Source organism: Lysobacter sp. K5869 (genome assembly GCF_018847975.1).
GTDB lineage: Bacteria > Pseudomonadota > Gammaproteobacteria > Xanthomonadales > Xanthomonadaceae > Lysobacter.
The window spans coordinates 5,384,129-5,403,534 of the sequence record NZ_CP072597.1 but is presented as its reverse complement, the minus strand read 5'-3'; the positions used below and the strand labels follow the sequence as shown (position 1 = coordinate 5,403,534).

Here is a 19,406-nt window from a genome sequence, read left to right as displayed (position 1 = left end):
CCAAAAAACAGTGATGTCAACGTTGCTCACGAACAAAGCCCACGCCTCGTTCGCGCTAACGAAAATTTTAGTTTTCACCGCTGGAAAAATTAGCGCGGCGTTAATCGGAGCGCTTCGATGCGTCGATGTCTCTTTTGGCAATGGCCTTCACACTTTTCTCCAGGCTAGACTCGTCCTCCCGCGAAACCCAGGACGTTTGGATGCGATACACGGCGCTGGCCAAGGCGATGGCGATGACAGGGACGTTGCTGAGCGGCTTGGCCTGGAACGGCGCGGCGCGCGCGGTGGAAGGCCTGTGGACGCCTTCGCAACTGTCGGAACTGGCGCCGGCGCTCAAGCAGTCCGGCCTGCGCGCGACGCCCAAGCAACTGGCGCAATGGGCCGACCCCAAGGGCGACCCGCTCGGCGCGGTGGTGCCGCTGGGCGGCTGCACGGCGAGCTTCGTCTCGTCCAAGGGCCTGCTGCTGACCAACCACCACTGCGCGCTCGGCGCGATCGCGCTGAACTCCACCGGCCAGCGCAATCTGCTGCGCGACGGCTTCAAGACCGGCACCAACAACGAGGAAGTCTCGGCCGGGCCGAACGCGCGCATCTTCGTGCTCGATTCGGTCCAGGATGTGACCGCGAAGGTGCAGTCCGCGCTCGCCGCCGCCGCCGATCCGGCCGCGCGCATGGCCGCGCTGGACGCGCTGGAAAAACAACTGGTGAGCGATTGCGAGCGCACGCCCGGCTACGGCTGCCGCTTGTACAGCTATTTCGGCGGCAACCGCTTCGAACTGCAGCGCAGCCTGGAAATCCGCGATCTGCGCCTGGTCTACGCGCCGCCGGAAGGCATCGGCAATTTCGGCGGCGAAACCGACAACTGGATGTGGCCGCGCCACACCGGCGATTTCGCTTTCTACCGCGCTTACGTCGGCAAGGACGGCAAGCCGGCGCCGTACGCGATCGACAACGTGCCGTATCAGCCCAAGCGTTGGCTCAAGATCGCCGACAAGCCGCTGGGCGCGGGCGATTTCGTCGTGCTCGCCGGCTTTCCCTCGCTGACCAACCGCTACGCGATGGCCGACGATTTCCAGGCCAACGCCGAGTGGACCTATCCGACCGTGGCCGCGCACTACAAGCGTCTGGCCGCGCTGGTCGAGGCCGAAAGCCGCAAGAACCCGCAGACCCAGGCCAAGTACGCGGCGACCGTTCGCGGCTGGCTCGGCGCGGCCAAGAACTACGAAAGCCAGATCGAAAGTTTCCGCCGCGCCGGTACCGCGCAGCTCAAGCGCAACGAGGAAAACGAGTTGCTGCAATGGCTGCGCGGCAAGGGCGCGGCCGGGCAGGCGGCGCTGGACGCGCACGCGCGGCTGGTCGAACTCGGCAATCAGGCGCGCGCCGAGCGCGACCGCGACCTGATCCTCGGCCAGCTCGCCGCCACCGGCGCGCTGTGGAACGCCGCGCAGCTGTATCGCGGCGCGATCGAACGCGCCAAGCCCGACGCGCAGCGCGAGAACGGCTTCCACGACCGCGACCGCGCCGCGTTCGAGAACGGCTTCAAGCAGTTCGACCGCCGCAGCGACGTGCGCGTGGACCGGCAGATCCTCACCTATTGGCTGCGCGAGTACGTCAAGCTCGGCAAGGAACACCGCGTCGCCGCCATCGACCAATGGCTGGACGGCGACGACGAGAAGGCGATCAAGCGCGCGCTCGACCGCGTCGGCAAGTCGCGCATGCTCGGCGTCGAGCAGCGCGCCGGTTGGCTCAACGCCGACCGCGCTTCGTTCGAGAGCAAGGACGCGCTCAAGGACGGCGCGCTGGGCTTCGCGGTCGCGGCGATGCCGACCTTGCTGCAGATGGAGCAGGAAATCCGCACCCGCGCCGGCGAAACCTTGGCCGCGCGGCCGCTGTATCTGAAGGCGTTGGCGGACTTCCGCAAGAGCGTCGGCCGCGCCGCGTATCCCGACGCCAACGGCTCGCTGCGGCTGAGCTACGGCACCGTGACCGCCTACACCAAGGACAACGGCGCCAAGCAGCTGCCGTTCACCCGGGTCGAGGAAATCGCCGCGCGCAACAGTGGCGCCGCGCCGTTCGCCGCGCCGCAGCCCTTGCTCGGCGCGATCGCGGCCAAGCGCTTCGGCGCATTGGCCGACAAGCGTCTGGAATCGGTACCGGTGAACTTCCTCGCCGACCTCGACATCACCGGCGGCAACTCCGGCTCGCCCGTGCTCGACGGGCAGGGCAAGCTCGTCGGCATCGCCTTCGACAGCAACTGGGAATCGGTGAGCGCGAGCTGGCTGTTCGATCCGGCCGCGACCCGCACGATCTCGGTCGATCAGCGCTATATGCGCTGGATCATGCAGGAGGCGTTTCCGGCGCCGCGGTTGCTGGCGGAGATGGGCGTGCCGGCGTCGGGCCGGTGAAGCTTTGGAGCGGGAGATAGCGTGTAGAAGTTAGGAGATAGCGAAAGCCTGTTTTTCTATCTCCTAACTTCTACACGCTATCTCCCGCTTCAAAACCGCGGCGCATGGCGCTGCGCCGCGGCCGACTCAATCCAACGGCATCAATCGCGCGGCGGCGGGCAAACCATATGCCCGCTGCTGTACTTGGCGGTGCGCACGCCCGACTCGCTGTAGGTGCCGTCGCAGCTCAGCTCGGCTTGGCCGACGACGTTGCCGGCGGCGTCGTAGTAGAAGTAGAACTCGCCGATTTCGTCCGGACCCGGCGGGCGGGCGAGGGCGGCGGTGGCGACCAGTGCGGCGGTCAGGCCGAGACCGAGGGCGAAAGACTTGCGCATGACGAACTCCTGTGTGGCGGTGCGGAAGATGGACGTCCGCGCGTCAGGGCGCGGACGCAGACGGGATCTTCGACGCGCGGTGCGCGGCTCGCATGACGTCGCTCTCGTCGGAGCGGGTCGAGCGCTGCGTGGGTCGGTTCGATCGTTACTGCGGTGCGGCGGTGTTGCGGTCCAACGATGCCGCCCGGCGGTCGCAACGCGCGCGAACGCCGGACGCGTCCGCGCCGGTTACGGTTCCGGATCGCAGATGTAGTAGCCGACGCCGTAGTTCTTGGTGAACTTGCCCCACGATTCGGGCGTGCCGTCGCAATGGATCGACGACTGGCCGACCACGCCGCCGTTGTCGTCGTAATAGGTGTAGATCTGGCCGGGACCGGTCGGACCGATCGCGGCTACCGCGGCGCCGACGACGGCGATCGCCGCCAGGCCGAGCCCCAGAGCGAATTTCTTGCGCATGGCGATTCTCTCTTTCGGATCGCCGGCAGATCGCCGGCGCCAGGAAAGCTAGGCTTCGCGCCGGCTTTACTCACGTGACAAAAAACACCTGATCGTTGCTTTGTGACGCGGGTCGTGCGATGCGGGCGCTCGCGGCGATTGGAATCGGGAATTGGTCGAATGCCGCGACGCGGTTTCGCGGGTCGCGTCAGGGCCAATGCGCGAGTCGCGATGTCGCGGTCGAGCGAGCGGCGAAGGGCGCGCCGCGCAGCGGACCGGACGACGCCGGCGCGCCGACGCGCGCGGCGGAAAAAGAAACGGCGGGATCGACCCGCCGTTTCCATCGGCTTGGAGGTTCGCCGCGATCAGATCCCGCAGGACCAAAAGCCCATCTGGTAGTCGTCGGTGACTTCGCCCCATTGGCTCAGGTTGTTGTCGCAGTCGCGCGATTCGGCGCCGACTAATTCGCCGTTGCGGTAGTACGTCGCGTACTCGCCGCGGCCGACGAACACCGCCGAGGCGGCGGTGGCGAACAGGGTCAGGCCGAGGCCGAGCATCAGAACGAGTTTTTTCTTGCGCATGTCGATCTCCTTATCGCGATGGGAACGCCGGGCGCAACCCGGCGCGTTGCGTCGGCGCAGACGAAGGAGAGCGGGGCGGCGGCGCACGCCGCGGAGTATGGCCGGCGCGGCCGCGCCGTTCGCGCGAAGCCTGCGGGCCGGACCCGTCCCTGGTCCCCGGCGGTCGCGCCGGCGGCGCCGGCCGCGTCGCGGCCGCTCGCCGGGGCAGCTTAGGAGCCTCGCGCGAGCGCGCGCAAGCTGGCGAGCGGTTGTTTGCGTCGCGGTTGAATTGTCGCGGTCGCAGCTTGCGCAGCTCCTACAGCGGGGGGGCGGAACCGGCGATTGCCCTGGAGGCGTCGCATCCACTGCGGCCGCCAGCGAATCGCAGCGCGCGGTGCCGTCGCACGCCGCGCTGCGCCGTCGCACGACCGTGCGCGCGATGCGGCCGTCGGCGCCGGGTTGCGTAAGCGCGGCCGTCCTCCGCGCACGCGGCGCTTGCCAGCGGCGCGCCGCCTGCCGTAGGCTGCCCGGGCAGTCGCGGATTCCCATGCCAGCCGGCCCCGTCTCCCGACCCGTGTCAGAAAGCCGCTCCCGAGCGGCGCCGCCCCAGGCGGTCCCGGTTCCCGGCCCCAAGTGGGCGCGCGGCGCCGGAGCACCCCAGGCGATCTTTCCCGCAGTGCCGGCTCGCAAGCGTTTCCTCGTCTGATCCCCTCACGACCTGGAGCTTGCGACGATGAAAGTACTGGCCTGCGATGGCATCCACGAAGACGGTTTGGCCCTGTTCCGCGAGGCGGGCTGGGACGTCGTCGTCTCCGACCCGATCAAGGACACCGCCGCGCTCGCCGCCGCGCTCAAGGGCGTGGACGCGATCCTGGTGCGCTCGGCGACCAAGGTCCCGGCCGAAGCGCTGGCCGACGCCGCGCAGCTGCGCGTGATCGGCCGCGCCGGCGCCGGCGTCGACACCATCGACGTGGAAGCCGCCACCGAGCGCGGCATCGCGGTGATGAACGCGCCCGACGGCAACACCCTGGCCGCGGCCGAGCACGCGATCTCGCTGCTGTTCGCGCTGGCCCGCCACATCCCGCGCGCCGACGCCGGCATGAAGGCCGGCGAATGGCCGAAGAACGGCCTCACCGGCTTCGAGTTGGAAGGCAAGAAGCTCGGCGTGATCGGCCTGGGCCGCATCGGCGGCACGGTCGCGCGCAAGGCGCAGGGCATCGGCATGGAAGTGGCCGCGCACGATCCGTTCCTGCCCGCGTCCGCCGCCGGCAAGGGCAGCGTGCCGCTGAAGTCGCTGGAAGAACTGCTGGCGTGGGCCGACGTGGTCACCCTGCACATCCCACGCACCAAGGAAACGACCAACCTGCTGTCGGAAGCGAGCATGCGCTCGATGAAGAAGGGCGCTTACCTCATCAACGCCGCGCGCGGCGGTCTGGTCGACGAGGCCGCGTTGCTGACGCTGATCGAGGAAGGCCACATCGCCGGCGCCGCGCTCGACACCTTCGTCACCGAACCGCTGCCGGCCGATTCGCCGCTGCGCGCGAATCCGAAGCTGATCTTGACCCCACACTTGGGCGCGTCCACCAGCGAAGCGCAGCAAGCGGTCAGCACGATCCTGGCGCGGCAGATCATCGACTTCGTCGCCACCGGCGCGGTCGCCGGCTGCGTCAACCTGCCGCCGCTGACCGCCGAAGCCGCGCGCGAAGTCGGCCCGTGGATGCCGCTGATGTCGGCGCTGGGCCGTCTCGCCGCGCGTCTGGTGCCGGCGCCGACGCGCCTGGAAATCACCTACGCCGGGCGCACCGAAGCGCTCGACACCCGGCCGCTGTCGCGCTTGTTGGTGGCGGCGCTGCTCGGCACCGCGTCGGGCCGCGTCACCCCGGTCAACGCGTTGCAGGAAGCCGCGTCGCGCGGGCTCGTGGTCTCGGAAACCCTGGGTGGCGACGGCGACGGTTTCGACCGCCTGCTGCGGCTGCGCGTGGTCGGCGAGAAGCGCACCCGCGAAATCGAAGCGACCTTGCACCGCGGCCCGCGCGTGGTCCGCCTGGACGGCGTGGAAATCGAATTCGACCCGCAGGCGCACGTGCTGCTGCTGCGCAACGAGGACCGCCCCGGCATGATCGGCGTGGTCGGCACCACGCTCGGCGCGGCCGGCGTCAACATCGTGAATTTCGCTCTGGGCGCGGCCGGCGACGGTCAGGCGCGCGCGGCGATCACCGTGGACCGTCCGGTCAACGAGGAACAACTGGCGGCGCTGCGCGCGACCCCGGGCATCCTCTCGCTGGCGCAGGTGTAAGCGCATGCGCATCCTGCTAGCCCGTCACGGAGAAACCCCCTGGAACGCCGAAGGCCGCTACCAGGGGCAGGAAGACATCGCGCTGTCGCCGGTCGGCGAAACCCAGGCGCGCGCGCTCGCCGCGCGCCTGCGCGAAGTGCCGATCACCCGCGCGGTGGCCTCGCCGCTGTCGCGCGCGCGGCGCACCGCCGAACTCGCGCTCGGCGAAGAGCGCGCGAGCATGCTCAAGTTCGATCCGGGCCTGATGGAAATCGCGCACGGCACGTGGGAAGGCCTGCTCGCCAGCGAGATCCGCGAGCGCGACGGCGACCGCCTGCGCGCCTGGCGCGAAACGCCGCATGAGGTGTTGATGCCCGGCGGCGAATCGATCGTGCACGTGCTCGATCGCGCGTGGCCCGCGTTCGCGAAAGCCTGCGAAGGTTTGAAGGAGGACGACACTTTGCTGGTGGTCGCGCACGATGCGGTCAACCGGGTGCTGCTGTGCAAGATCCTCGGCATTCCGCTGGCCAAGCTGTGGACGTTCCGGCAGGCGCCGACGACGTTGAATCTGCTCGAAGGCGATAGCGTCGACCGGCTCGATGTGGTGCGGTTGAACGATTGCAGCCATCACACGGCGTTGTTCGGGGAGGCGGTGCATCGGGCGTTGTGAGGCGCGCTGGGCGAGCGGATCGTTCCGTTCGCATCGTGGCGTTGGAGTTTTGCGCGGAGGCGGCGAGCCGCTTCCGCGTTTCCGGCGTGGCGATGGGAGTCTCGTCGTAATCGCATTGTCGCGGTCGCAGCTTGCGCAGCTCCTACAGGGGCTTCGGCCGGTTCGTATCCGACTGTAGGAGCTGCGCAAGCTGCGACCGAGACAACACAACGACGGCGCACCTGCCGCCCCGTCATTCCGGCGAAAGCCGGAATCCATTTTGCCGTTGCCGTTGCCCTTCGCCTTGACGGATCTCCGACCGAAGCACACGCCCCGCAGCCCCGGAGGGCGTGCGCATGGATGCGCACGCGCGCCATGGGTCAGGATGACCCTTATGGCGCGGCCCCGCGCCCCTTTGAGCCTTAGTGGCTCTTGATTCGAAAACAAGGAAAGCGCCTTTCTTTGGTTACTTTCTTTGGCAAGACAAAGAAAGTGACCCGGCCGCTTGCGGACGGAACGCTTTGGATTGGAGCTTGTCCTCACTCGTGATTGCGTTGAGAGCGAACCCACAGCAAAGTCAAAATGGGTTCCGGCTTTCGCCGGAATGACGGAGTGGGGGCGCCACCTGCGAGAAGCGCAGCTCACACGCCGTCATTCCGGCGAAAGCCGGAATCCATTTTGATGTTGCTTCCGCTTTCTCTGGCAAGAGCGCACGACGACAAGCGAAGATCAAACGCTTAAAGCTTTCGTCCGCAAGCGGCCGAGTTACTTTCTTTGTCTTGCCAAAGAAAGTAACCAAAGAAAGGCGCTTTCCTTGTTTTCGAATCAAGAGCCACTAGGTCCAGCACCCGGCGCGGGGCTGCGCCGTAAGGGGCATCCATGCCCCTACGGCGCACGCGCGCATCCATGCGCGCGCCCTCCGGGGCTTTGGGACGTGGGCCTCGGGCACAGATGCGTCCAAGCGAAGAGCAACGGCAACGGCTAAAGGATTCCGACTCCCACCGGAACGACAAGCCGCACCGCGCCACTTGAACTTGAGCGAGCCCCGCACCGATCGCCCTGCGCCCGACCCGCCAGCCCCCCGGATCGGCGACAATACCCCCATGCAAACCCGCTCCCTCGCCGACTGGCTCTCCCACATCGAACGCATCCACCCCAAGTCCATCGACATGGGGCTCGACCGCATCCGCGAAGCCTCCAAGCGCCTGGGCCTGACCCGCCCCGGCCGCGAGGTCATCACCGTCGGCGGCACCAATGGCAAGGGCTCCACGGTCGCCTTCATCGAGGCCATCGCCCGCGCCGACGGGCGCCGGGTCGGTGCGTACACCTCGCCGCATTTGCTGGCCTACAACGAGCGCATCCGCATCGACGGCCGCGATGCGGCCGATACCGACATCGTCGCCGCGTTCGAGGCCATCGAGGCCGCGCGCGGCGAGGTGGCGCTGACCTATTTCGAGTACGGCACCCTGGCCGCGCTGTGGCTGTTCGAGCGCGCCGGGCTGGATCTGGCGATCTTGGAAGTCGGCCTCGGCGGACGCCTGGACGCGACCAACATCGTCGACGCCGATGTCGCGGTGATCACCACGGTCGATCTGGATCACCAGGATTACCTCGGCGACGACCGCGAGAGCATCGGCTTCGAGAAGGCCGGCATCGCCCGCGGCTTCAAGCCGCTGGTGCTCGGCGACGACGATCCGCCGTCGAGCGTGCTGCGCCATGCGTATCTGATCGGCGCCTCGGCGGTGCGCGCGGGCTGCGATTTCTTCTTCGCGCCGGCGGCGGACGACGAGGCGCGCTGGAACTGGCGCGAAGTCGGTTACGAGGCCGAATTGCCGCGTCCGGCGCTGAGCGCGCCGGTGCAGATGCGCAACGCCGCGGTCGCCATCGCCGCGCTGCGCGCGCTGGACACGGCGCCGAGCGAAGAGGCGTTGGCGCGCGGCGTGGCGCAGGCGCGCGTGGCCGGGCGCTTGCAGCGTTTCGAACGCGGCGGCGCCGAGATCCTGGTCGATGTCGGCCACAACCCGCAGGCCGCGCGCGAACTGGCGGCGTGGCTCGAAGCGCAGCCGCCGCGGCCGACCCGCGCGGTGTTCGCCGCGCTCGGCGACAAGGACGCGGCCGGCGTGGTCGCGGCCCTGGGCGAACGCGTCGCGGCCTGGCATCTGGCCGGCCTGAGCGGCCCACGCGGGGTGTCGGTGGACGCGTTCGCCGAACGTTTGCGCGGCGGCGCGGCCGAGCACGGGCAGCGCCATGCCAGCGTCGCCGAGGCGCTGGCCGCCGCGCGCGCGGCGGCGGGCGAGGGCGAACGCATCCTCGTGTTCGGCTCGTTCCATACCGCGGCCGAGGCGTTGGAAGCGTTGGCCGCCGAGTAAGCGCGGGGCCGAAGCCTTCGCCGATTCGATACGAAAGCGGCGGAGCATTTCCACGCGAGGAAATCGCCGGCCCTCGTCGCGAACGCCGCAGCCCCATCGCATCTGCCGAGCCGTTTGCCCGACGTGCGTTTCTGAACACTGCGCGGCAGCGCACACCCCGCGTCCGGCCGTGCCGCCGGCCGGGGGTATAATTCGCGCGGCACCCCGGCCAGCGAGCGACTGAGTAGCGATGGAACCTGCCCTGAAACAGCGATTGATCGGTGCGTTGGTGTTGATCGCACTGGCGGTGATCTTCCTGCCCATGCTGATCAAGGGCCCGGCGCCCGAAAGCGGCGCCTCCGATGTTCCGCTGACCCTGCCCGACCAGCCGCAGGGCGGCCAGACCGAAACCCGCGAGCTGCCCCTGGTGACCCCGGGCGACGCACCTTCGAGCGGCATGGTCGGCATGGAGCGCCCGCAGCCCGAGCCCAACGGCGCCGCGCCGGCCGGCGACGGCCAGACCCTGCCGACGGTGGACACCGCCGCCGGCCGCCCGGGCATGCAGCCCGCCGCCACCGCCGGCGGCGACTACGCGGTGAGCTTCGGCAGCTACGCCAGCGCCGGCGACGCCGACCGGGTGATCGCCGCGCTGCAGGCCGCGCGCCTGCCGGGCTACCAGGAAACCGCGGCCGGCGCCAACGGCCGCACCGTCTACCGCGTGCGGATCGGGCCGTTCGCGACCCAGGCCGACGCCGAAGCCGCGCGCCTGAATTCGACCAAGGTGCGCAACGACATCAACGCCAAGGTGGTCGTGCTCAACGCCGACGCCGCCGATCTGGCCTCCGGCCCGGCGCCCGCGCCGGCCAAGCCGGCCAGCACGCCGGCGCCGCTGAGCGAGACCAAGCCAACCAAGCCCGCAGCGCTCCCGCCGGAACCGGCCAAGCCGACGAAGCCTGACCCCGCCAAGCCCGAGCCGGCCAAGCCGGTCGCGGCCAAGCCCGCCGAGACCAAGCCGGCCAAGCCGGTGGAAACGCCGAAGCCCGCCGACACCAAGCCGGTCGCCAGCGCCAAGCCCGTCGAGCCGGCCAAGCCGGCCGCCAAGCCCGAGCCGGCCAAGCCCGAACCCGCCAAGCCGGCCGCCGCCGGCACCGGTTTCGCGGTCCAGCTCGGCGCCTTCGGCAACGCCGAGGAAGCCAACAAACTGCGCGACCGCGCCCGCGCGGCCGGTTTCAGCGCCTTCGTCGAACAGGTCCGCACCGACAAGGGCACGCTCAACCGCGTGCGCATCGGTCCGGTGGTCAATCGCGCCGATGCCGATAAGCTGAAGGGACAAGTCGCGGCCAAGCTCGGCATCGGCGACGCGCTGGTCAAGCCGCACCCGTGACCGCACGGGCGCAGGCGACCGCAACCGGCTGCCAGGCAACGGCGGCCGCACACGCTAGGGAGTAAGGCGAAATGACGGCTCTGGACTGGGGCTTGCTGCTGATCGTGGCGCTGTCGGCCGTGTTGGGCATGGCGCGCGGCCTGATCGGCGTGGCGGTGTCGCTCGGCGCCTGGCTGCTGGCCGGGCTGGGCGCGTTCCTGTTCGGCGGCGACGTCGCCCGCGGGCTCAGCGACAGCGGCGTGAGCTGGGGCTCCTACATCGGCGGCTACACCCTGTGCTTCGCCGCGATCTGGCTGACCGTGAGCATCCTGGGCTGGGTGATCCGCACCGTCGCCCACTCCTACGGCCTGTCGGAAATGGACCGGCTGATGGGCTTGGGCCTGGGCACCCTGCGCGGGCTGATCTTCGCCTGCGCGCTGCTGGTGGTGCTAGCGATGACCACGCTGCCGCGCGAGCGCACCTGGCGCGAGTCCAGCGTCGCCCAAGTCTTGATGCCCGGCGCCCAACTCATGCGCAGCGCGCTGCCCAAGGCGATGGCGCACAAGGTCGATCTGGAAGGCCGCGGCGGCTCGCTGCAGGAAACCGTGCAGAGCGAGGCCGGGCAGCTGGAAAAGAACCTCAAGGGCAAGATGAAATCGACCGGCGGCGGTCTTCCCGGCGGCCTGCCCAATGGCCTCGGCGGGCTGGAGGGCCTGAACGGCCTCGGCGCGCTGGCCGGCGGCGGCGGGCAGGGCGCGGGCGGCGATCCGGCCCAGGTGCTGCCGGACGCGCTGCCCGAGCCGCAAGCGCGCGCGCAGGGCGGCGCCGGCGGGCTCGCCGACCTGTTGCCCGGCGCGATGCGCGATTTATTGCCGAAGGTGCCGGCCGGTCCCGGCCGCGGCGGCGACAACCGCGCGCCGCACGGCGCCGAAGGCCGCCGGATGCAGGACGATGGCCGCCCGATCGACGCCAACCAAGACGACAAGCACGTGCGTTAACTGTTCCGCGGCGCCGGCGCGCAACGCAGCATCGCGCGCGGCGCCCTGGAAAACGGCGGCGGCCGCGCCCATCGCGGACGTGCCCAACCCGTTGTTTCGCGCCCGCGGCCGTCGCGGACACTGCAATCGCGGCCGCCGCGAGCGATAATCCGCGCCGCCGCGACCCGGCGCGGCTTCAACGACACACCTCGCGTTCCCACGCGACTCGACAGGCAGGACCAGCGCTATGTGCGGCATTCTCGGAATCGTCGGCAACACGGATGTCGCCGCCCAGCTCTACGACGGACTCACGGTGCTGCAGCATCGCGGCCAGGACGCGGCCGGCATCGCCACCGCCGACGGCGCGCGCCTGCGCGTGCACAAGGGCAACGGCTTGGTCAGCGACGTGTTCGACGAAGGCTCGATGCGCCTGCTCGAAGGCCGCGTCGGCATCGGCCACTGCCGCTACCCCACCGCCGGCAGCGAAGGCTCCGACGAGGCCCAGCCGTTCTACGTGAACTCGCCCTACGGCATCGCGCTGGCCCACAACGGCAACCTGATCAACACCGACACGTTGCGGCGCGAGGTGTTCGAGCAGGACCGCCGCAACATCAACACCGAATCCGATTCGGAAGTGCTGCTCAACGTGTTCGCGCACGAACTCGATCGCCAGGGCGCGCTGACGCCGGAGGCCGCGTTCGCCGCGATCGAGGGCGTGCACCGCCGCTGCGTCGGCGGCTACGCGGTGGTCGCCACCGTGCTCGGCCTGGGCCTGGTCGCGTTCCGCGACCCGCACGGCATCCGCCCGCTGGTGCTCGGCAAGCGCCGCATCGGCGCCCAGGACGAATACGCCGTCGCCTCCGAATCGGTGGCGCTGGACCTGCTCGGCTTCGAGCGCGTGCGCGATGTGCGCCCGGGCGAGGGCATCGTGGTCACCGCGCGCGGCGAACTGTTCGCGCGCCAGTGCTCGGAGCCGCGCACGCACACGCCGTGCATCTTCGAATACGTCTACTTCGCCCGTCCCGACTCGATGATGGACGACGTCTCGGTGCACAAGGCGCGCATGCGCATGGGCCAGACGCTCGGCGAGAAGATCCTGCGCCTGCGTCCGGACCACGACATCGACGTGGTCATCCCGATCCCCGACACCTCGCGCGACTCGGCCCTGGAAATCGCCAACACCCTGGGCGTGAAGTACCGCGAAGGCTTCATCAAGAACCGCTACGTCGGCCGCACCTTCATCATGCCGGGGCAGGGCGAGCGGGCGAAGTCGGTGCGCCGCAAGCTCAACCCGATTCCGCTGGAATTCCGCAACCGCGTGGTGCTGCTGGTCGACGACTCGATCGTGCGCGGCACCACCTCGCGCCAGATCGTGCAGATGGCGCGCGACGCCGGCGCGCGCAAGGTCTATCTGGCCTCGGCGGCGCCGGCGGTGCGCTATCCGAACATCTACGGCATCGACATGCCCTCGGCCGAGGAACTGGTCGCGCACGGCCGCAGCGACGAGCAGGTGCAGGAACTGCTGGGCTGCGATTGGCTGATCTACCAGGATCTCGACGCGCTCGAACAGGCCGTGTCCGGCCCCAAGCACCGCATCGACCATTTCGATTCGTCTTGCTTCAATGGCCAGTACGTGACCGGCGTGGAGCCGGGCTATTTCGAACGCATCCAGCAGATGCGTTCGGACGACGCCAAGAAGACCCGCCGCGCTTCGTGAGCGCGGCGGCGGTGCGCGAGGACGGCCGGTTTCGTCGCGGCGTTCGTCGTGGCGATCTTGTTCGCCGTGGTGCTCGTGTCCTTCTGCGCGCAGTTCCGCCTTCGCTAACGTCCCTGTTCTTCGGACACCCCACGACCGTCATTCCGGCGAAAGCCGGAACCCATTTTGATTTTGCTTCCGCGCTTGCGAGCGAGGACAGCAACGGCAAGGTCAAAATGGGTTCCGGCTTTCGCCGGAATGACGGCGGTGAAGAGAGCGAGCCGATCTTGCCAGCCCGCGCTGTCGCCCTGTGTCCGAGCCCGCAGCCGCTGCCCGCATGACCGCCATCCCCGCCACCTTGTTCGACGCCGCGCGCGCCTGTCTCGACGCGGATACGCCGCAAGCCAAGGTCGAGCTGACCTTCGCCTGTGCCGCCGCGTTCGCGCGCGGCGAGTTGGCGACGCCCGCCGATGCGCCGGCGCCCGAGCCGATCCGCATGCCCGGCCGGCCGTCCAAGCCGGCATTGGTGCATCCGCGCGAACTGCCCAAGCGCGGCTTCGGCACCGCCGAGGGCCGCGCGGCCTTCATCCACGCCATCGCCCACATCGAGTTCAACGCCATCGACCTGGGTTGGGACGCCGTCTACCGCTTCCGCGGCCTGCCGCCCGAGTTCTATGCCGATTGGGTGAGCGTGGCCAACGACGAAGCGCGCCACTTCCAACTGCTGCGCGGCCGCTTGCGCGAACTGGGCTACGACTACGGCGATTTCGACGCCCACAACGGCTTGTGGGAAATGGCCGAAAAGACCGCACACGACGGCCTCGCGCGCATGGCGCTGGTGCCGCGCGTGCTCGAAGCGCGCGGGCTCGACGTCACCCCGGGGATGATCGTGAAGCTGCGCTCGCTCGGCGACAAGGCCACGGTCGAAATCCTGGAAACGATCCTGCGCGAGGAAGTCGGCCACGTCGCCGCCGGTTCGCGCTGGTTCCGCTGGTATTGCGAGCGCGCCGGGGTCGATCCCAATCCGCGTTTCCGCGAACTGCTGTCCGAGTACGCACGCGCCGTGCTGTACGGCCCGTTCAATTTCCAGGCGCGCAGCGCGGCCGGGTTCGACGACGAAGAACTGCGCATGCTCGAAGCGTTCGCGAATCCGCGCGACTGAGGTCGTCGCGCTCGGCGGCGCCGCCGCCGGCAGATCGCGGGGCGAGCCGATGCCGGCGTTCGGCGATCTCGGCAAGCGCGCCGTCGGCGCGCAGCGGTGATGGACTGCGGCGCCGACCCGCGCCGGCAAGGACTTCGATACACGGATTGACAGGAGAACAGCGAATGGACACGCGACGAACCGCATCGCTCATCGGATCTTTTCTCTCGCGCGAAGGCGGCTTGGGTAAATCCGCGCGCCTCGGCGTATCGGCGCTGGTCTTGCTGTGCTGCTTCGCCGGCGCGTCCGCAGCGCGTCCGCGCGCGTACGTGGCCGAGAGCTTCGCCAAGCGCCTGTTCCTGCCCACCGTTCACGACCAGAGCGAGCTCGTGCGTGCGTACGGCCCAGGCTGGGTGACCGTGGAGAGCGGCATGCAATACCGCTGGTATCACGATGCCGCCTCGGATCGCTGGCTGCGGCTGGCCAGCGACACCGGCCCGGCACCGCTCTATCGCACGATCGACGAAATGCTGGTGCTGTCCTTCGGCCCGCCGCGCGCGGTGGCCGGGCGGACCGAATCGCTGGCGTCGGTGGATCTGTTCGGCGTGAAGCTGGGCAGCCCCGCCGACGACGCGATCAAGGCGGCGAAGCGCCGGCATTGGCTGCGTCGCGGCCCGGCGCAGCTGTTGGGACAGCGGGTCGAGGAAATCGAATTCACGACGCGCGGATCGGACGACGGCATGATTTATCGCTACTACCTGCGCGAAGGAAAGGTCGTCGGTCTGGCGGTCGGCATCACCGAGTAAGCGCGCCCGCGCAGCGCGGCGCCGCCGCAAAAACGCCGAAGCGTATACGTTCGCGCGCCGCAATCGCGTCGGCGAGCAGCGATAGACAACGTCATGAAACGCCGAAACCTGCGACCGCGCCTGCGTCCGCAACGGCAACGCGCGCACACGTCGTGCGCCGAATCCATCAAATGACGCCGAGTTGAAATACCGCTTTCACACGTCCCGAACAGACTTCCGGCCTTCGCTCCTCCGCCGCCCGGAGCGATGACGCGAGGGATCGCGCACGTTGGCGGTTCCCCATAAAAATCGGAAGTCCCATGACGACGAAGACGACGCTCCTCGCCGCCTCGATCCTGCTTTGCCTGTACGCGGGCCACTCCTTCGCCGCCGAGGCGCCCGCGGCCGATGCCGCGCCCGCCAACGCTTCGGCCGACGTCGGCCGCGACGCCACCACGCTCGACGCGGTTTCGGTGGTCGGCACCGGCCAGACCCGTCAGGTGCAGGCGCTGGGCCGCGCCGAACTGCAGCGCGAAGCCGCCGGCACCAACCCGCTGAAGGTGATGGCCAAGCTGCCGGGCGTGCACTTCCAGAGCTCCGATCCGTGGGGCAATTACGAGTGGTCGAGCAAGCTGAGCATCCGCGGCTTCTCGCAGCAGCAACTCGGCTTCACCCTCGACGGCGTGCCGCTCGGCGACATGAGCTACGGCAACCACAACGGCCTGCACATCGGCCGCGCGATCAGCTCGGAGAACCTGTCCGGCGCCGAACTCTCGCAGGGTTCGGGCGCGATCGACACCGCCTCGTCGGGCAACCTCGGCGGCACCTTGCGCTTCTTCAGTTCCGATCCGAGCGCCGAGTTCGGCGTGCGTCTGGCCCAGACCCTGGGCAGCGATTCGACCAGCCGCAGCTTCGTGCGCATGGATACGGGCGACCACAACGGCTTCAGCGCTTACTTGAGCGGCATGTTCCACACCACCGACAAGTGGAAGGGCGACGGCCCGCAGCGCAATTCGCAGTTCAACGGCAAGTTCGTCTACGCCGGCGAAGACTTCAAGATCACCGGCTTCGCCGATTCCTCGCGCCGCCGCGAGACCGACTACGCCGACCTGTCGCTGGAATCGGCCAAGCGCCTGGGCATGGATTGGGACAACTACGCCAAGGATTGGCAGCGCGCGATCGACGCGGCCAACGGCATCTTCCGCGGCGGCGTGACCAGCCTGGACGATGCGTACTACATCGCCCGCGGCGTGCGCAACGACGATCTGGTGTACCTGAGCGCGGAGTGGAACGCCACGCCCGACCTGGCCTTGTCGGCCACCGCCTACTACCACACCAACGAAGGCCAGGGCCATTGGGCCACGCCGTACTCGAAGTCGCCGACGGTGCCGCTGCGCATGCGCACCACCGAGTACGACATCGAGCGCACCGGCTTCATGCCGAGCCTGAGCTGGCAGATCGGCAACCATCGCCTGCAGGCCGGCCTGTGGCTGGAGAAGAACGATCACGGCGTGCAGCGCAATTTCTACGATCTGAAGGCGACCGAGCCGCCGAACGACATCTTCTTCTACCGCAACCCGTCCGAGCGCGTGTTCCGCCAGCGCTTCGACACCGACACGCGCCTGTACTACGTGCTCGACCACATGGAGTTCGCCGACGGCCGCCTGGCCGTGGACGCGGGCTTCAAGGGACTGCGCGTGGAGACCGACGGCAAGACCCTGATCGGCGCGCCCGGCCGCGCCAGCGGAAAGCTGGTGTCGGAAGACAACTTCCTGCCGCAGCTCGGCGCGCGCTGGCAGCTCAGCGAGCACGAGGAAATCTTCGGCTCCTACAGCGAGAACCTGTCGGCGTTCCGCACCGGCGTCAACGGCCCGCACTCGACCTCGCAGGCGGCCTTCGACGCGGCGGTGGGTTCGCTGGAACCGGAAAGCTCCAAGACCTTCGAGGCCGGCCTGCGCACCAGCCGCGACAGCATCGAAGCGTCGGTGGCGGTGTACCGGGTCAACTTCGAGAACCGTCTGTTGGCGATCGCGCGTTGCGCCGGCATCGTCGGCTGCGCGTCGAGCTTCGCCAACGTCGGCGACGTGGAGAGCCGCGGCGCCGAGATCACCGTGCAGTGGAAGCCCATCGCCGGGCTGACCTGGTACCACTCGCTGGCGTTCAACGATTCGCAGTACGAATCCGATTACCTCGACGGCGCGACCCTGGTGCGCACCAAGGGCAAGCAGGTGGTGGACGCGCCGAAGCGTCTGTATGCGACCGAACTGCGTTGGGAGCAAGACGGTTTGTCGCTGCAGTTGGGCGCGAAGTACACCGACAAGCGTTACCTGACCTATCTCAACGACTCCAAGGTCGACGGGTTCTGGGTGGTGGACGCGTCGGCCTCGTACGAGTGGAAGGAACTGTCGTGGGCGGACGCGTTCAAGCTGCAGTTGAACGCGACCAATCTGTTCGACAAGGAATACTTCGGCAGCATCGGCACCAACGGCTTCGTGGCTTCGGATCCGAAGGGCTTGAACTACACCTTGCAGTCGGGCGCGCCGCGGCAAGTGTTCGTGACGGCGGAAGTGAAGTTCTGAGCGAGACCGCCCGCGCGTGCGAGCGCGCGGGCGAGGCGGAAAAGCGAACGCCCGCGGTTATCGCGGGCGTTCGTGTTTGCGTTGATCGGCGACGAGGTCGATGCGCCGTGGCGGATGTAGGAGCGGCGTGAGCCGCGACCGCGGGGTCGCAGGCTCGCGCCGTAAGCGTGGTGTCGCGGTCGCGGCTCACGCCGCTCCTACAGGGAGCCCTTGCGGGTTGCGTCGCGGCTTGCTTGAGGCGAGACCGATGCTTTGTCGCAGCGACTGTAGGAGCGACGTAAGTCGCGACCGCGGGGTCGCGAGCTCGCGCCGTAAGCGCGGTGTCGCGGTCGCGACTCGCGTCGCTCCTACAGGTGGCCCATGCGGGTTGCGTCGCGGCTTGCTTGAGGCGAGATCGATGCTTTGTCGCAGCGACTGTAGGAGCGACGCAAGTCGCGACCGCGGGGTTGCAAGCTCGCGCCGTAAGCGCGGTGTCGCGGTCGCGGCTCGCGCCGCTCCTACAGGTGGCTCATGCAGGTTGCGTCGCGGCTTGCTTGAGGCGAGATCGATGCTTCGTCGCAGCGACTGTGGGAGCGACGCAAGTCGCGACCGCGGGGTTGCAAGTTTGCGCCGTAAGCGCAGTGTCGCGGTCGCGGCTCACGCCGCTCCTACAGAAAACCGTGCGGATACGGCGCGGCGGTCAGTCGAGGGTCTGCAGGCGCATGCCGTCGCGGTCCACGCGCAGCACCGAGCCTTGTTCGTACCAATCGCCGAGTACGACGCGCTTGCGGGCGCGGCCGCCGGCGTCGAGTTCGTGGATCGCGGGGCGGTGGGTGTGGCCGTGGATCATCGTGTCGACGCCGTAGCGGACGAAGGTGTCGGCCACGGTCGCCGGGGCGACGTCGGTGATGGTTTCCATGCGGCCGGCGTCCTTGAGCCCGGCCTGGTGCGCCTTGCTCGCCGCGCGCGCTTGTTGGGCGAAGGCCAGGCGCGCGGCCAGCGGCCGCGACAGGAACTGCGCCTGCCACAGCGGATGGCGGGTCTGGGCGCGGAACTGTTGGTAGGCGACGTCGTCGGTGCACAACAGGTCGCCGTGGCCGATCAGCACGGGCTGGCCGTACAGAACGATCACGCTCGGGTCCGGCAGCAGGCGCATGCCCGCGCGCGCGGCGTAGTCGCGGCCGAGCAGGAAGTCGCGGTTGCCGCGGATGAAGTAGGTCGGCACGCCCGAATCGGCCAGCGCCTTGAGCTCGCGGGCGACGAAGGCGCCGGTCTCGGCCGGGTCGTCGTCGCCGACCCAGGCCTCGAACAGGTCGCCGAGGATGTACAGCGCGTCGGCGCCGCGGGCTTCCTCGCGGACGAAGCGGCCGAACAGCTCGGTGATCTGCGGGCGTTCGGCGTCTAGGTGCAGGTCGGAGATGAAGAGCGTGGTCATGGGGCTAGTTTATGGGGTTTCGCGGGGTGGGGCGGGCGTGAGGCGGCGCGGGGCCGCGAGGGTGCGGATGTTCGGCCGCGTCGAGGCCTCGGTCGAGGCCTTGTACGCCGCGCAGGATCTCCCCTCCGTCATTCCGGCGAACGCCGGAATCCATTTTGCTGTTGCTTGCGCTGAGCCCGCCGCATCCCTTGCCGATCCGGCGCGCATGCAACGCGGAGCAAGATCAAAATGGATTCCGGCTTTCGCCGGAATGACGGTGCGGGAGCTGGGGCGCCGCCGTCGGCAAGGCCGCGCAGGCAAGGCCGGGCCATCGCACCTATCGCCGCGCCTGTCGCCGCGCCTGTCGCCGCGCCCGTTGCCGCGCCCGTTGCCGCGCCCGTTGCCACGCCCGTCGCCGCGCCGCCA

15 protein-coding genes are annotated in these 19,406 nt (G+C 69.1%); 11 read left to right on the top strand and 4 right to left on the bottom strand.

The genetic code is table 11. From position 1 onward, the window contains the following. Positions 1-293: 293 nt before the first annotated feature. Positions 294-2,405, top strand: coding sequence for a S46 family peptidase (locus J5226_RS22945; RefSeq protein WP_215840543.1), 2,112 nt, complete (start codon positions 294-296; stop codon positions 2,403-2,405). A 140-nt stretch (positions 2,406-2,545) separates the two neighbouring features. Here the strand turns inward: J5226_RS22945 and J5226_RS22940 are convergent, their stop codons facing one another. The 3 genes from J5226_RS22940 to J5226_RS22930 form a co-directional block, all read right to left on the bottom strand. Next, the gene (locus tag J5226_RS22940) at positions 2,546-2,779 is read right to left on the bottom strand and encodes a DUF6289 family protein (protein ID WP_215837245.1); all 234 of its coding nucleotides are present in this window, start codon (positions 2,777-2,779) and stop codon (positions 2,546-2,548) included. 228 nt (positions 2,780-3,007) lie between these two features. Continuing rightward, positions 3,008-3,235, bottom strand: a complete 228-nt coding sequence (locus J5226_RS22935; RefSeq protein WP_215837244.1) for a DUF6289 family protein — start codon at positions 3,233-3,235, stop codon at positions 3,008-3,010. Positions 3,236-3,579: 344 nt separating this feature from the next. Beyond that, positions 3,580-3,795 carry a DUF6289 family protein gene (locus J5226_RS22930; protein WP_215837243.1) on the bottom strand — a complete coding sequence of 72 codons (216 nt, stop codon included), beginning with the start codon at positions 3,793-3,795 and terminating at the stop codon, positions 3,580-3,582. Positions 3,796-4,507: 712 nt separating this feature from the next. On the opposite strand from J5226_RS22930, the gene serA reads away from it, so the two are divergent. The 10 genes from serA (at position 4,508) to J5226_RS22880 (ending at position 17,587) form a co-directional block, all read left to right on the top strand. Then, positions 4,508-6,070, top strand: coding sequence for a phosphoglycerate dehydrogenase (serA, locus tag J5226_RS22925; RefSeq protein ID WP_215837242.1), 1,563 nt, complete (start codon positions 4,508-4,510; stop codon positions 6,068-6,070). Between the two features lie 4 nt (positions 6,071-6,074). Then, the gene (locus tag J5226_RS22920; protein ID WP_215837241.1) at positions 6,075-6,719 is read left to right on the top strand and encodes a histidine phosphatase family protein; all 645 of its coding nucleotides are present in this window, start codon (positions 6,075-6,077) and stop codon (positions 6,717-6,719) included. Positions 6,720-7,801: 1,082 nt separating this feature from the next. After that, positions 7,802-9,067 carry a bifunctional tetrahydrofolate synthase/dihydrofolate synthase gene (gene folC / locus J5226_RS22915; RefSeq protein ID WP_215837240.1) on the top strand — a complete coding sequence of 422 codons (1,266 nt, stop codon included), beginning with the start codon at positions 7,802-7,804 and terminating at the stop codon, positions 9,065-9,067. Between the two features lie 229 nt (positions 9,068-9,296). After that, positions 9,297-10,430 carry an SPOR domain-containing protein gene (locus tag J5226_RS22910; RefSeq protein ID WP_215837239.1) on the top strand — a complete coding sequence of 378 codons (1,134 nt, stop codon included), beginning with the start codon at positions 9,297-9,299 and terminating at the stop codon, positions 10,428-10,430. Between the two features lie 71 nt (positions 10,431-10,501). After that, a complete protein-coding gene (locus J5226_RS22905) occupies positions 10,502-11,407 on the top strand; it encodes a CvpA family protein (protein WP_215837238.1) in 906 nt (301 codons plus the stop codon). 226 nt (positions 11,408-11,633) lie between these two features. Next, the gene (gene purF / locus J5226_RS22900; RefSeq protein ID WP_215837237.1) at positions 11,634-13,103 is read left to right on the top strand and encodes an amidophosphoribosyltransferase; all 1,470 of its coding nucleotides are present in this window, start codon (positions 11,634-11,636) and stop codon (positions 13,101-13,103) included. Then, entirely contained in the window at positions 13,100-13,423 is a 324-nt protein-coding gene (locus tag J5226_RS22895) for a hypothetical protein (protein ID WP_215837236.1), read from the top strand. Before purF ends, J5226_RS22895 begins: the two co-directional genes overlap by 4 nt. After that, the gene (locus J5226_RS22890; RefSeq protein WP_215837235.1) at positions 13,420-14,244 is read left to right on the top strand and encodes a ferritin-like domain-containing protein; all 825 of its coding nucleotides are present in this window, start codon (positions 13,420-13,422) and stop codon (positions 14,242-14,244) included. Before J5226_RS22895 ends, J5226_RS22890 begins: the two co-directional genes overlap by 4 nt. A gap of 164 nt (positions 14,245-14,408) precedes the next feature. Continuing rightward, positions 14,409-15,029: a hypothetical protein gene (locus tag J5226_RS22885; protein ID WP_215837234.1), complete on the top strand. Its 621-nt coding sequence runs from the start codon at positions 14,409-14,411 to the stop codon at positions 15,027-15,029. A 299-nt stretch (positions 15,030-15,328) separates the two neighbouring features. Then, complete coding sequence (locus J5226_RS22880) at positions 15,329-17,587, top strand: TonB-dependent receptor (RefSeq protein WP_215837233.1); 2,259 nt, start codon at positions 15,329-15,331, stop codon at positions 17,585-17,587. A 679-nt stretch (positions 17,588-18,266) separates the two neighbouring features. On the opposite strand, the gene lpxH is transcribed toward J5226_RS22880, so the two are convergent. Next, the gene (gene lpxH, locus J5226_RS22875; protein ID WP_215837232.1) at positions 18,267-19,001 is read right to left on the bottom strand and encodes a UDP-2,3-diacylglucosamine diphosphatase; all 735 of its coding nucleotides are present in this window, start codon (positions 18,999-19,001) and stop codon (positions 18,267-18,269) included. Positions 19,002-19,406 lie beyond the last annotated feature (405 nt).